11 protein-coding genes are annotated in these 13,303 nt (G+C 47.3%); 3 read left to right on the forward strand and 8 right to left on the reverse strand.

The genetic code is table 11. The features are described 5' to 3' along the window. Positions 1 to 25: 25 nt before the first annotated feature. From AC6CIF_RS28245 to AC6CIF_RS28260, 4 genes are all read right to left on the reverse strand, one after another. Positions 26 to 592 (reverse strand): TetR/AcrR family transcriptional regulator, encoded by a 567-nt coding sequence (locus AC6CIF_RS28245; protein ID WP_498202393.1) that lies wholly within the window; start codon positions 590 to 592, stop codon positions 26 to 28. A 434-nt stretch (positions 593 to 1,026) separates the two neighbouring features. Continuing rightward, positions 1,027 to 2,325 (reverse strand): ABC transporter substrate-binding protein, encoded by a 1,299-nt coding sequence (locus AC6CIF_RS28250; RefSeq protein ID WP_036607334.1) that lies wholly within the window; start codon positions 2,323 to 2,325, stop codon positions 1,027 to 1,029. A 533-nt stretch (positions 2,326 to 2,858) separates the two neighbouring features. Beyond that, entirely contained in the window at positions 2,859 to 3,695 is an 837-nt protein-coding gene (locus AC6CIF_RS28255; protein ID WP_498202394.1) for a carbohydrate ABC transporter permease, read from the reverse strand. Next, positions 3,695 to 4,576: a carbohydrate ABC transporter permease gene (locus AC6CIF_RS28260; protein ID WP_036607341.1), complete on the reverse strand. Its 882-nt coding sequence runs from the start codon at positions 4,574 to 4,576 to the stop codon at positions 3,695 to 3,697. The genes AC6CIF_RS28255 and AC6CIF_RS28260 overlap by 1 nt, the downstream gene beginning before the upstream one ends. Before the next feature lie 143 nt (positions 4,577 to 4,719). On the opposite strand from AC6CIF_RS28260, the gene AC6CIF_RS28265 reads away from it, so the two are divergent. Both AC6CIF_RS28265 and AC6CIF_RS28270 read left to right on the forward strand, forming a co-directional pair. After that, positions 4,720 to 6,549, forward strand: a complete 1,830-nt coding sequence (locus tag AC6CIF_RS28265; protein ID WP_498202395.1) for a cache domain-containing sensor histidine kinase — start codon at positions 4,720 to 4,722, stop codon at positions 6,547 to 6,549. Positions 6,550 to 6,554: 5 nt separating this feature from the next. After that, on the forward strand, positions 6,555 to 8,183 hold the full coding sequence (locus AC6CIF_RS28270) for a response regulator (protein WP_498202396.1): 1,629 nt from the start codon (positions 6,555 to 6,557) through the stop codon (positions 8,181 to 8,183). A 360-nt stretch (positions 8,184 to 8,543) separates the two neighbouring features. Here the strand turns inward: AC6CIF_RS28270 and AC6CIF_RS28275 are convergent, their stop codons facing one another. After that, the gene (locus AC6CIF_RS28275; protein ID WP_498202397.1) at positions 8,544 to 9,509 is read right to left on the reverse strand and encodes an arsenic resistance protein; all 966 of its coding nucleotides are present in this window, start codon (positions 9,507 to 9,509) and stop codon (positions 8,544 to 8,546) included. Positions 9,510 to 9,735: 226 nt separating this feature from the next. Here AC6CIF_RS28275 and AC6CIF_RS28280 point away from each other — a divergent pair, with 226 nt between their 5' ends. Next, on the forward strand, positions 9,736 to 10,494 hold the full coding sequence (locus AC6CIF_RS28280) for a TspO-related membrane protein (RefSeq protein ID WP_498202398.1): 759 nt from the start codon (positions 9,736 to 9,738) through the stop codon (positions 10,492 to 10,494). 104 nt (positions 10,495 to 10,598) lie between these two features. Here AC6CIF_RS28280 and AC6CIF_RS28285 read toward each other — a convergent pair whose 3' ends face one another. From AC6CIF_RS28285 to AC6CIF_RS28295, 3 genes are all read right to left on the reverse strand, one after another. Next, positions 10,599 to 10,973, reverse strand: a complete 375-nt coding sequence (locus AC6CIF_RS28285; RefSeq protein ID WP_017690870.1) for a RidA family protein — start codon at positions 10,971 to 10,973, stop codon at positions 10,599 to 10,601. 148 nt (positions 10,974 to 11,121) lie between these two features. After that, positions 11,122 to 11,778 (reverse strand): oxidoreductase, encoded by a 657-nt coding sequence (locus AC6CIF_RS28290; protein ID WP_498202435.1) that lies wholly within the window; start codon positions 11,776 to 11,778, stop codon positions 11,122 to 11,124. Between the two features lie 264 nt (positions 11,779 to 12,042). Beyond that, positions 12,043 to 13,200: an MFS transporter gene (locus AC6CIF_RS28295; protein ID WP_498202400.1), complete on the reverse strand. Its 1,158-nt coding sequence runs from the start codon at positions 13,198 to 13,200 to the stop codon at positions 12,043 to 12,045. Positions 13,201 to 13,303: the final 103 nt, after the last annotated feature.

A 13,303-nucleotide genomic window follows, 5' to 3' on the forward strand; every position in this document is an offset into this window, starting at 1 on the left:
GTTATATTCAAAAAAAGAGCTTCGATTAACGAAGCATCTGACAAAACGTACGTGCCGATTGTTCTATAATCCCAACATCACGGGCAGTTCCTGCTAGGATTAGTGAACCCTCCAGTGCTGCAATAAACAACAACGCAGCCGGACCTGGCTCAATTTCTTTGCGAAATTCACCGCGATCCAAACCTTGCTGAAACAACTTCTCCACCATAGGTCTAAGCTCACGAAAAAATCTGGATATGCTTTCCTTCACTTGGGGTGCACTGTCTGGCGTCTGCATATATATCGTAACAAAAGGACAGCTCCCTTCGTAATTTCGGCCCTCAATACCTGCCGACAGCAATGCCATAAATGAGTAGATACGCTCCTCCACTCCTCGTTCACGCTGACTGAGCAGCAGGTATAGCTCCGACTCATACTGGGCAATCCAGTATTGTACCACGGCCTGGAGCAGTTCCTCCTTGTTTTTAAAATGATAATAAATATTTGACTTGGATACCCCACTCACTCGCACGACTTCATCCATGCTAACGTAGCTGTACCCCTGACGCAGAAATAATTGTGCCGCCACTTCAACCGCCTTGGTTCGGTTCACCGGATTGGGACTCTTGGATTTAGCAGGTCCCGTGTTCATTTTTGGATTTGTCATATTTAGAACTATACAGTACTAGTCAGTTGAAAACAAGTATTTCTGTTAACAAAAGAGGAGCGCCCACTCAAACCACTCCATACTTGTCCACATTTAGAGTGTTATACACACAGGATATCCACATATAGTATTAACTCTGTGTTAAATAAGTCATTAGATCGTTAAACCGCTTTCGGGTTATCCACATTTCAGAGATATTACCATCTATCATTTTTCCAGTGAGCACTTTTTAACTCCTCGTAAAAACAAAAACAGGCCAACCAGAATAAAATTTCTGGTTGGCCCGTTTCAATTAACTTATATATCCGATAGACTAACTTTTCTATCCGAAAATTTCTGAACAGTTTTCGGTAACCTGTGGATACCGTCCATGATCCGGATTATTTTTTCAGACTATCCCAGTTCTGTTGCAATGCGTCGAGCAATCCGGCTTTATCCGATTTGCCTGCAACGTAAGCCTGAATTGTGCTGCCATACTCTTGTGGAACCCCTTCAGGGAAACGGTTGAAGTTCCAGCTGAGTGTTTTATTTTCCTGGCTATACTTCATGATCTCTGTGGCGAGGTCACCCAGATCCTCTTCGGATGCCGTGATGGAACTGAACGCCGGGATGAATTTGAATTCTTTCGTCATGTATTGTTTCCCGATATCCGAAGTTACGAGCCACTCCAAAAACTCTTTTGCTTCCGGTTTCACTTGAGAGTTCTTGTTCACAACCCAATAGTTCGGCACGCCGACAAACAATTTGTCATTAGGTTCATTGTTAATTGGCATCGGCAGGATACCCAGATTCAGATCCGGATCGATTCCATCGATCTGTACTTGAGTCCAGTTACCTTGCTGCATCATCGCCGCTTCTCCACTCGCAAACAACGTAACTTGCGTATTGTAGTCGGTTGTCAGCGGGTTTTTGTTGCTGTATTTCAGCGTTAAGTCGAGCAAGTTGATCCAGTCGGCGAACACTTGGTTGCCAGGAATTTTCTCCGTACTTTCGTTAAGTCCTTGGATGAATTTCACCGGATCTGCCTGATTTGCAAATGCGACGTTTACGTTATGATTGCCCAGCACCCACCACTCCTGATATCCGTTCGAGAAAGGGGTAATGCCTGCAGCTTGAAGTTTCTGTGCCGCTTGATCCAATTGTTCCAGTGTCGTTGGAATTTCGGTAATACCTGCTTTTTGGAAGAGGTCTTTGTTATAGATGAAACCATAACCCTCCAGCGCGAGCGGCTGTCCGTAGAGCTTGCCGTCTTTGGTCATTGGCTCTTTGGCTACTTCGAGTGCATCCTTGGCCCATGATTCTCCAGACAGATCTTCCAGATATTCAAGCCATGTATCCAATTCACGATAACCACCTACGTTGAAAATGTCCGGTTGTTCGCCAGCGGCAAACTTGGCTTTTAATGCAGCACCGTAGTCACTGCCGCCACCTACAGTTTGAATGTCCAGTTTGACTCCTGGATGGGAGGATTCATATTCCGCTTTGAGACGATTGAGCGCTTCCGCGATTTCGACTTTGAATTGGAAGATCTTAATGGTTTTATCTCCAGCAGCAGCCTCGCCACCACCTTGAGCATCCGTGTTGACCGGACTGCCACTCTTATCTCCATTGCCACAACCCGCGAGCATTACCGAAAAAGCAATCAGCATAAGCAACGTCAACTTTGTCATTCTTTTCATACATACACTCTCCCTATAGTAGTTTCAGTATAACAGTTCCACTAATGAATATTTACACTGGGCACTCCGATGACAGAATAACCTTCCCTTGAAGCTCGTTTTCATTCTACTCGGTGGCTTCCTTGCCCCAATACATTCAGGCCACCGAGGAGCAACAGCGACCGAAAGCGCAACTTGATCCCGGTAGCGACCCTGCCTCGCACTCCGCCACAGCGCCCCTTCCCTCGCACACTCCCCTTCTACCTCACCGATCTGATCTTTAAATCTTTTTTTCTTGGTCTTTTCCCATATTGCTCTTTTCTCTTTATCGATGCTTTCTCTACCCCAGGAGTCATGCCCAAGCTATGCGGGCATGACTCCCCTTTGCACACCTCCGTGCGAGGTGGGAGCAAAGGGATCAAGGATGCGATGCAGGAGCGGAGCGTTCGCCTTTGATACTCGGTGGCTTCCTTGCCCTAATCCATTCAGGCCACCGAGGAGCAACAGCGACCGAAAGCGCAACTTGATCCCGCTAGCGACCTGCACTCGCACCCTCACCCTTTAACTGATCCAGCGGTAATCCCCTGAATGATATACTTCTGCATCAACAGGAAGAAAATAATGATCGGCATAATTCCAAGTACAAGTGCTGGCAAAGCCAGATCCCATTGCTTCGTGTACTGACCGAAGAGTGCAAAGGTCGCAATCGGGATTGTACGCAGGTTGGAGCTTTGCAGGATCAGGGATGGTAGCAGATAATCATTCCAGATCCAAAGCGTGTTCAGAATAATGACGGTTACATACATCGGTTTCATGAGTGGAAATACAATCCGGAAGAACACTCCGTAGACTGAGCTTCCATCCACCCGGGCTGCCTCCTCAATCTCCAGTGGGACGGATTTTACGAATCCGTGGAACAGGAAGACCGACATCGGTGCCCCGAAACCGAGATAACAGATAATGAGGCCACCAAGGCTGTCGATCAATCCCAGATTACTGGTTACAGTAACAAGTGGAATCATGATAGACTGGAACGGAATCACCATGGCGGCAATGAACATGCCGAACAAAATCCGGTTGAACCGGGTATCGCTGCGAACCATTCGGTACGCGGCCATGGAACTGATCAGCACAAGCAACAGATTGCTGACTACCGTAACGATAAGCGAGTTCATCAGCGCCGACGGGAAGTTAATTTTCTCCCAAGCGTTCGCATAGTTGCCCCACTGGAATACTTCCGGCCATGCAGCCGAATTGGTGAGCAGATCACCGAAGGTTTTGACTGAATTCACAAACAGGAAGTAGAACGGAACCAGGAATAAAAGTCCAATGAGTACCATGACAATTTCGGTTACAATGGTACTCAAGCGGTAATTTTTTGTCGTCTCCATTAGGCTTCTACCTCCTTGCTCTTCGTCAGACGTACCTGAATCATGGTGATAATGGCAACGATTACGAAGAACACGAGCGCTTTGGCGGTTCCGATGCCATATCTGTTATTCACAAAAGCTTCATTGTAAATATTAAGTGCAACCGACTCTGTCGATCCGAACGGTCCACCTTTGGTTAGCGACAGATTGAGATCGAACATTTTGAACGACCAAGAGATCGCCAGGAACAGACAGATCGTTACACCCGGCATAATGAGCGGAAGAATGATGCTCCGCAGTACCTGCCAGCGACTTGCGCCATCAATCTCGGCGGCTTCCAGCAGATCAGGGGATACATTTGTCAGAGATGAGATGTAGATGACCATCAGATATCCTGCGGTCTGCCATACAAACACAATCACGATTCCCCAGAAGGCAGTTGGTTCATCTCCCAGCCAAGGAAGGTTGAAGAAGGACCAGCCGGTTACATCGCCTACTGCTGAAAACCCTTTCACAAATATGAACTGCCAGATAAAGCCGAGCAACAACCCACCGATCACGTTAGGCATAAAAAAGATCGTACGCAGAATGTTTCTCGTCTTAAGCGGTTTGGTCAGGAAATACGCCAGGAAAAAACCGATCACATTGGTCAGTACTACACCAACCACGGTGAAGCGCACCGTAAACCAAAACGCCGTTTGGAACTTGGGATCATTCGCAAAAACATGCACGAAGTTATCAAAACCTACCCAATTAATGTTCTCGGATACCCCGTTCCAGTCCGTGAAGGAATACACCATGCCAAGCAGGAAAGGGACCACGATGATGAGAATAAAAAACACGATGGAGGGACCCACGAACACAAGCTGCTGTAACAGCTGTGAAGATTTGCGATGCTTCATATCGTTCTCCCCTTCTATAGATGGATGAAATTGGTCTCTTTTTCTATTAAACCCCATTATCGCCGAGGGAAACACCGACCCTTGTGAACAGTTGGGGGTAAAATATTGTCCTCTCTTAACCTGCAACCAGAAGGGGTGTTCCGATGTCCAAATACTACAGTATACGCACCAAATTGATTGCCTTTATGCTCATTGCTACCACCCTTCCGCTGCTCGCATCGATCAGCATGACGTTTATCCAGACCAAAACGGCCTTGCGGGAACAGGCTGTTGAAGAGAACAAACGCCTGATCTACCAAGCGTCCACCAATCTCAATAACTATGTGGATAACGTGGCCAGAGCGTCGCTCGCTGTGTATAACGACCCGAACTTTCTGCGTAACCTGGCAAAGATTCCTGGTGATTATCGTGCGGTTGCCGAGGTGTACACCACTTTGCAGACGATCCGCGCGGCTGTGCCGGATGTATTCCAGCTGTATTTGCACTCTTTTGCCGCTAATCAATCCACCTTAATTACCAATCCCTTTCCGAAGCGGGAGGAACGCAAACAGGCCTATTCCGGCTCGCTTCATGGAAAAACAAGTGGTGACAGCCCGGATATCTGGGTGGAATCGGCCCACATGAGTCACACGTACGGATTCAAGGCTGCCTCCCCCGATGATCCTGCAAGATCAGTCATTACCTTGCATCGGGTGATCAAGGATATTCCGTCCACCGAGCGTCTGGGTGTACTCGCCATTGATCTGAATATGAATACCATTGCAGCAATCTGTGGCAGGCTGTATGATCCGGCTAAGGAACAGATCTATGTGGTGGATGGTCAGAATCAGATCATTTACCAGGGACGTTCCGAGGTCAATCATACGGATGCACTACGAGAGGAAACGGCTAGTGAACTGAATATCGCGCGATCTAGCGCAGGTACAGCCCAGAATGTCGCAGGACATTTTGAACAGGATCGTTCCATGTATGTATACCAGCAACTTGGCAGCACGTACGCTGACTGGACCATCGTCAAACAGATTCCGAATGAGACGTTATATGCCAGAGCGACCACACTTACGTGGAATAACGCGATGATTGCCATTGCAGCACTAGTGTTGGTCATTGTTGCAACCTTGTTCATCTCCATCCGAATCACCGGTCCGCTCAAGCAACTCATGCGGTATATGAACCAAATTCAAGCCGGGCGTCTGCATGTGGATATCCATCTATCCAGTCGAGATGAATTCGGGGTGCTCGCTCGTCATTTCCGGGATATGATGGATACGGTAAATAATCTTATTTTGCGGGAATATCGGCTCGAAATTGCCAATAAAACAAATCAACTTAAAGCGTTGCAAGCGCAGATTCATCCGCATTTTCTATATAACACACTGCAATCGATCGGTACACTTGCCCTTCAACAGCAAGGACAACGGGCGTATACCCTACTATCTTCCCTGTCCAAAATGCTGCGCTACAGCATGCGGGATCAGACCTGCGTGACCTTACGCGAAGAGGCGGAGCATGCCCGATTATATCTGGAACTGCAGCAGGAGCGGTTTGGTGACCGCCTTGAGGTGGATTTGGATTTTGCCGAAGATACCCTGTCTGTCGAAATGCCAAGAATGACGTTACAACCTTTAATTGAGAACTATTTCAAACATGGAGCAGATATTCAGCCTGGCAAAGGTCACATATCCCTATCCAGCCGCCGGATCAATGATCATTGGATTGAAATAGAACTGAATAATAACGGCCCCTCCATACCTGAAGATAAATTACTGGAGATCCGCGGATGGCTGCATCAGAGTCATACAACAACCGGGTTATCCACCCAAGAATCCAACGAGTCTGAATCCATCGGTCTACGAAATGTAATACGCCGACTTCAATTGAACTCACATCCCGGTCACTCAGCCAGGCTGGAGATCAACAATCAGGAACCCAATGGTGTGAAGATCACGGTTAAACTATACGCGGGAGAGTGAACAACATGAAGGTACTGCTTGTAGATGATGAAAAACATGTCCGCGATGCCATAAGGTTGCTTGGTCATTGGAAAGACTTTGGCATTGATACATTACTTGAAGCAGCAGACGGGGATGAAGCCATCGCCGCCATCACGGCACATCAACCTCAAATCATACTCAGTGACATGCGTATGCAGGGCAAGGACGGTATGGCATTGCTTGAATGGATATCGGCTCATACCCCGCACAGCAAGGTGCTGGTTATCAGCGGATATGATGATTTTGAACTTGTGAGGCATGCAATCAGGCATGGTGGCATGGACTACCTCCTGAAACCTGTGGAAGCAGATGAGCTGAATGCATCTCTATTAAAGGCCGTTACAGCTTGGGAAGAGGAAGACGCCATTCGGATACAATCCACCAGGCAATCCATTGTTGTTAATCGAATGCGCCCACACTACCAGGATCGTCTGCTCACCGAACTTGCCGTTGGAAGAGGCAGCAGCCCATCACACATGCAGCGATTGCAGGATGAGTTAAATCTCCCCTGTCTAATCCCTGTCTGTAGTGTCGCTGTCACCAGCCTGTCCCATCTGGATGCAGATTGTCTGGCAAAATACCGCAGTCAACCGGACCTGCTAGTGTTCTCGGTCCTCAATATCTGTGCCGAGATGTTATCCACACCAGACGAAGGCGTAATGTTTCGTCAGTTGGATCAACCGGACGAGATTGTTCTGCTGCATTGGGGTCCATCCACTTCATTGGAACATATTCTGGAGAAGGTCAATCATGGATTGGAGCAGACGATTCAACGCCGGCTTCATTTTGGCATCTCCACCTGTGAGTCCTACCCTGGCGGAATATCAGCAGCCTATCTGGAAGCAAGTTCAAGGCTGTGGCGACGTAATGCTGTGCAAATTAAACAGCGAATCCATGCCTCAGTGGAATCATCAAATGGGAATAAAATCAGGCGTTTAACCGCCCATGAAGAACCCCTGCGTATGGCAGCCATGAGCTGCCGGGCTTCCAGTGTATCTGCTGCGGTCGCCGAGTGGATTGACCCGATTACTGATCTTGAGGTTGTCAGTGCTGAGCAGATCCAGCAATGGATCGACGAGCTGGAATGGATGCTGAGCCGCTGGCTTGATGATACGGCAGGTTCGTCATTCCAAGAGGAAGAAGTGACGGAGGAACAGTCTATTCCCTTTGCCGAGTTACCTTTGGACGCTGAAGGACTGTTATCCTTCCCCCTGCTTCGTTCATTATTGGAACAACGGCTGCTTGCCGCAGGAAAGGCGCTCACCGCTCATCACCACGCCAATCCTGATCCCATGAGTGAGATTGCACGTTATATGGACGCCCATTATCAGGAGGACCTGTCCTTACAGCAGATTGCCGCACGTTTCTATCTGAGCCGGGAGTATATCTCACGCAAATTCAAACAGCAATTTGGTCTGAATTGGTCGGAATATCTGGGCAAACTGCGGATCAACAACGCCAAGCTGTTACTGCAAAATCCTTCTCTTCGTGTCGCAAAAATCTCGGAGATGGTTGGATTCCAGGATGAAAAGTATTTCAGCAAAGTGTTCAAAAAAATGGAGGGCATCACGCCAGCAGAATATCGTAAAACATTATTGGAGGCGGGCACGTAACGAGTACCTGATCCTAATTAAAAAAAGAGTACTCCCGGCATGGCCCATCGGAAGTACTCTTTTTATTTTACTTTTACAGAAAACAGCCTATATCATGACGATTTGTTGACTCTTTCTTTTCTAAGATAGGATACGATCCGAGAGATTGTACCTATTAAAATTACAGCCATAAATCCATAAGCCATATTATTTCCTGTCTTATGAGCTACTACGGGGAAATAGATGAGGCTGAACAGTAATAGGACAATATCCAGGTAGAACATAATCTTCCGATAAATAGGGATTCTCACCCCCCTTTTATTTACCATAAATGGTTTTATTAATTATAATAGATCATAACATAGATACGTCCTAGTCCGCTCACCGATCCCGCAAAATCACCGCAGGTACAAGTCGAATGTAGATTAGCTCCCCTACAAGCTCCACCATCGTCTGTGTAACAATAACAGCCGCAGCAATGGTTGCCCATTCTGGTGGGAGTGCCAGCGCCAACGGCAGAACAACCAGCGAATTCCGTGTGGCTGAACTGAAAATCAACGCCCGCCCGGTGGCTGGATTCAATCGAAACCCATTAGCAATGATCCGAGATATCCAAGGCATAATGATCAGAAAAGCAACGTAGATCGGGATCACGTTCACGATAATTGCCATATCATTGTAGACTTTGCCAATCTGGGAAGCGACAACCACGATCAGCGCAAGTGCCATCATCGGAACCGGGAGCCATGCCGTTGCATTCACGACCTGCTCCCCGCTCGCTTTACCTCTTGAGAGAACTTGTGTAACGACAGCAAGCAGCAGTGGAATAACGATCAGGAACAGAAAAGCCTCCACAAACGGCCCTACCTGCATGATCTGCGCCACCTCAGTACCCATCAATAGCCATAAATATAACGGCAACAAGATCATTTGTATAACAAATAAAAGAGGTGTTGCGGCGAGCATCAGCTTCTCATTGCCCCTGCCGAGTTGTGTGAACACAATGACGTAATCAATACAAGGCGTTAACAGTACCAGATAGACTCCGATCAGAACGCCTGGTGATTGCGGAAAGACAAGTGTGAGCAACCATACAACTACAGGTACTACGATAAAATTAGCCACCAGTAGCGCCCCCATAAATCGAAGATTCGACCAGGACTCTTTTAACTGTAAAAAGGGAATCTGTACAAACATGCTGTATAATAGAACGGCAAGAACCGGGGAAAGAGTGTAGTGTAAAATATCCCCCCATATCGGATTACTCAGCCCTATCGCTGCTCCTAAAAACAATGCAATTACATAGAACCAGGTTTGCTGTCGCTCCATCGTTTCTCTTGTGAGCATTCTCTTCCTCCTCTTCTGGTGGGACATCGTGGGCATGGACATATTTCTGCTTCGTTTCGCGTACATTGGGACAGAGTACCGTTCCAACGTAGTGGCAGAGCACAAGGATTTGAAAGATCCAACTTGTGAATTTTTTGCGGCTGTTATTAGAATGTGCAAGAACTGGGTATATTCATTGTAGACTGACCCGTGGTTCATTCATTCGTTAAACCAAGGAGGAAACACAATGTCACGTAACAATCCGTACAAGTGGTTAAACGCCATTGGTTTTATCGCTGTAATTATCGTGAATTACCTCTCCAACGCTCTGCCGATCGGGGGCAAGACCAATAAAGAAGTATCAGATATGTACCCTGTGCTGCTCACACCTTCTGGCTATGCATTCGCTATATGGGGTTTGATCTACTTGCTGTTGGCAGGGTTTGTGATCTATCAGTTCGTGCCTGCTTCCTGGAAAAGGGACTCGATTACCCGTCTCGGGTACTGGTTCCTGGCAAGTTGTGCCTTCAACGTCGCATGGATTTTTGCTTTTCAAAACTTGCAAACTGGTCTCGCCTTACTGATTATTGTACTGCTTCTATTGTCCTTGATCATGCTGTATGTAAAAACACGTACTATCACCGTGCCAACCACTGCTGAGATCTGGCTTGTGAAGCTGCCCTTCAGCATCTATCTCGGATGGGTTAGCGTGGCAACGATTGTCAATGCAGCTGTTCTGTTATATAAAATTGGCTGGGATGGTTTTGGTCTCAGCGAACCGACCTGGACGATCATCATGCTGATTGTGGGTATGGTGCTGGCTGTACTCGTTAGTTTCCGTTATCGCGATAGCATATACCCACTTGTATTCACATGGGCGTATATCGCCATTGCACTTAAACAAAAGGATGTCACTTCCGTATATTATACGGCAATCATCATTGCGATCGTACTAACGATCTATGCGGTATGGTTGTTCTTCGCCCGTAATCAGGATCGTGATTGAGCGACTCAACTTCAATATTAATGCAAAAACGTAACGCAAACAGCCGATTCTGGTCTTCGACCTGAAATCGGCTGTTTATGTATGAAAGAACAAAAAAGGTTGTCCTATTTCAGGGCAATAACTTCAATCTCCACCAGTGCATCTTTTGGCAAACGAGCAACTTCCACTGCACTGCGTGCAGGATAAGGCTGTTCGAAGAACGTGCTATAGACTTCATTCACAGGAACAAAATCGTTCATGTCTTTCAGGAACACCGTCGTTTTCACGATTTTATCCATACTTGTACCTGCTGCTTCAAGAATAGCCTTCACATTGCTCAAAGACAGACGTGTCTGCTCCTGTACATCTGCACCGAATTCTCCCGTTTGGGGATTCAGGCCAAGCTGTCCGGAAGTGTAGATGAAATCGCCTGCATCAACGGCTTGACTGTATGGACCAATGGCGCCTGGCGCCTGATCGGTAGAGATTGGTTTTTTCATGGACGAGTTCTCCTTTGTGTTCGTTATCCTGCTGCCGCATGGAGTCAGGGTTCGAACTCATTTTTGTTGCCTATTATACCACGATCTACCTCAAGCGAGAAACGCTCCTCACTAGCCACATAAAGTAAACAGCTCGTTCAAAGGTTTCTTAGCCCCCGTCCACACCAAGGACATGAATGACTTCATTTGAATACACATGGTTTCCCTTGGCTTGCACCAGCGCAATATTGGTCATGGCCTGTGCAATGGTTGCGGCGTGGACCGCCCGGTATTTGTCCGCTCTGCCTTTCATCCAGCGATCCAGAAACTTCATCGCATAGGCAGCCATCTGCTCACCAAACCGCTTCTCGTTTCGATCTCCCAGAATTAAGGAAGGGCGGAAGATATGCAATGACGGTAAACCGATATCGGACAATGCCTCCTCCATTTCCCCTTTGGTCCGACTGTAAAAGACTCTGGAACCTGCACTCGCTCCCATGGAGGAGATCACCAGCATCTGTGATACACCATGTCGCTTCGCAATCGTAGCTGCACGAACCGGGTAATGATAATCCACCTGACGGAAACTGTCCTGACTGCCTGCTTTTTTGATCGTTGTACCCAAACAACAATACAGGTCATCGATTCCATCGAATAAGTGGTCTTGGCTCTCCAGCTGTTCCCAGTCCACCACATGCTGTTCCAGTTTGGGATGTTGCAGCTCAAGCGGACGTCTAACCAGAACCCGAACCAGGCTGTATGCCGAGTGTTCCAGCAGATGATGAACCAGTAATTCGCCTACAAGCCCGGTGGCTCCAATCACCATGGCTTTCCTTTCGAGACGATTCAAATACATCCCTCCACTTCGCCATCTTTTTTGAAGTCATACCAGATAGATATGATCAATCTAATCATTTACACGATAACGGAGAGGACAGAAATAACCTGAAGAAGCGAAGCGTTCGCCTTTATCCCCGGATTTTCCCTTTTCTAAAAGGAATCAAAAAAATCTGGGGATAACAGCGATCGGAAGGTTGTTCTGTCATCGAAGTGCCAGTGTAAATATTCATTAGTTGAAATTATATCGTTTCTATTTTAACAGTACACGACGTCCAAGGGTAAATGTTAGAATCAGCATCACGACACCAACCCCCACCTGAAATCCATAGGCTGAGATCCAGGCCAGCGCATCGGACCAGGTTTCCATCTTTTCATACAGCCAGCCACCCAACAACGGCCCAAGAAACGAAGTGACTCCGGTCAGAGCCGAATACACCGCGACAAACATCGGTCTTTCACTTTTGGGTGTGTCTCCAATCGTAAAGTTAAATGCCAGCTGATTGAATCCACCTACACCGATCCCAAGGAAAATATGAGATAGAAATAGTGCGATCACTACGGGCATGAACGACATTAAGCCCCACGACAAACAGGAGAGTGCAATGACTGGCAATGTCCAAAATAGGAGGGTTTTGTTGCTGAATCTGGCATTCAGATTGCCCCAAACATAGAAACCGGCCATCATGACCAGCGTCTGGACTACCGTGATCAGGGATACCGTCTGATAATTGATGTTCAATAAATCGAGCATAACATAGGAATAGAGCGGAACAATCAAGGTTTGGATCAATAACCAGACAGCCAGGAACAGCGTTGCTTTCAGGAAAGAACGATCCTGGAACGGCTTGATGAACATGCGCCAGAAAACCTTTTCGGTAGAACGTTCAAAGGGAACGTCCGGATAGAAAAAATAGATGACTGTATTGGCAATGGCACAGATCCAGACCGGAATAAACAGGATTAGAAAGCCCATTTCTCCGGGGTAACGGTCCAAAACAATACCGCCTGCAAATAAGCATACGCTTCCAAGAGCATTCAGAATCGTATTTCGAATTCCAAAATAACGCCCTCTCACCTTGGCAGGTACGATATCGCCAATTAGTGAAGTCCAGATCATACCGCCGATGGTATTTGATATAAAAGCAACCATATACACGCCAATATATACACTTACCCACCACTCTTTGGGGAATATAAACGGAATCAGTCCCGTTGCACTCCACAAGATACGATGTGTGCCCACGAACAGCAGCAGCATGCGTTTACGGCTGCGAATACGCTGCATCCAGTAAGCTGCTCCGATCTGGGCAATGTTTACAAACGTCGTAATCGCGAGCACAAAGCCGATATGTCTCGACCCGGCCCCAAGGTACAGCAGAAATCCGGTTAAAAACGGGCCTCCCAGCAAGGTCTGTAAAATAATTGCCGGTACACCCTCCCATGTTGCAATCGATAAATTCGTGCGTTGTGTCGAACCCTTGCGCCGTGGTTTGCTTGCTAACGGGGGAGGG

This window comes from Paenibacillus sp. GQ49 (genome assembly GCF_059759055.1).

What these genes read in the sequence shown, in the direction of transcription:
- AC6CIF_RS28255 (WP_498202394.1), bottom strand. Translation starts at nt 3,695, where the DNA reads ATGGAGACGACAAAAAATTACCGCTTGAGTACCATTGTAACCGAAATT.
- AC6CIF_RS28260 (WP_036607341.1), bottom strand. Translation starts at nt 4,576, where the DNA reads ATGAAGCATCGCAAATCTTCACAGCTGTTACAGCAGCTTGTGTTCGTG.
- AC6CIF_RS28270 (WP_498202396.1), top strand. Translation starts at nt 6,555, where the DNA reads ATGAAGGTACTGCTTGTAGATGATGAAAAACATGTCCGCGATGCCATA.
- AC6CIF_RS28290 (WP_498202435.1), bottom strand. Translation starts at nt 11,778, where the DNA reads ATGGTGATTGGAGCCACCGGGCTTGTAGGCGAATTACTGGTTCATCAT.
- AC6CIF_RS28275 (WP_498202397.1), bottom strand. Translation starts at nt 9,509, where the DNA reads ATGCTCACAAGAGAAACGATGGAGCGACAGCAAACCTGGTTCTATGTA.
- AC6CIF_RS28250 (WP_036607334.1), bottom strand. Translation starts at nt 2,325, where the DNA reads ATGAAAAGAATGACAAAGTTGACGTTGCTTATGCTGATTGCTTTTTCG.
- AC6CIF_RS28285 (WP_017690870.1), bottom strand. Translation starts at nt 10,973, where the DNA reads ATGAAAAAACCAATCTCTACCGATCAGGCGCCAGGCGCCATTGGTCCA.
- AC6CIF_RS28265 (WP_498202395.1), top strand. Translation starts at nt 4,720, where the DNA reads ATGTCCAAATACTACAGTATACGCACCAAATTGATTGCCTTTATGCTC.
- AC6CIF_RS28280 (WP_498202398.1), top strand. Translation starts at nt 9,736, where the DNA reads ATGTCACGTAACAATCCGTACAAGTGGTTAAACGCCATTGGTTTTATC.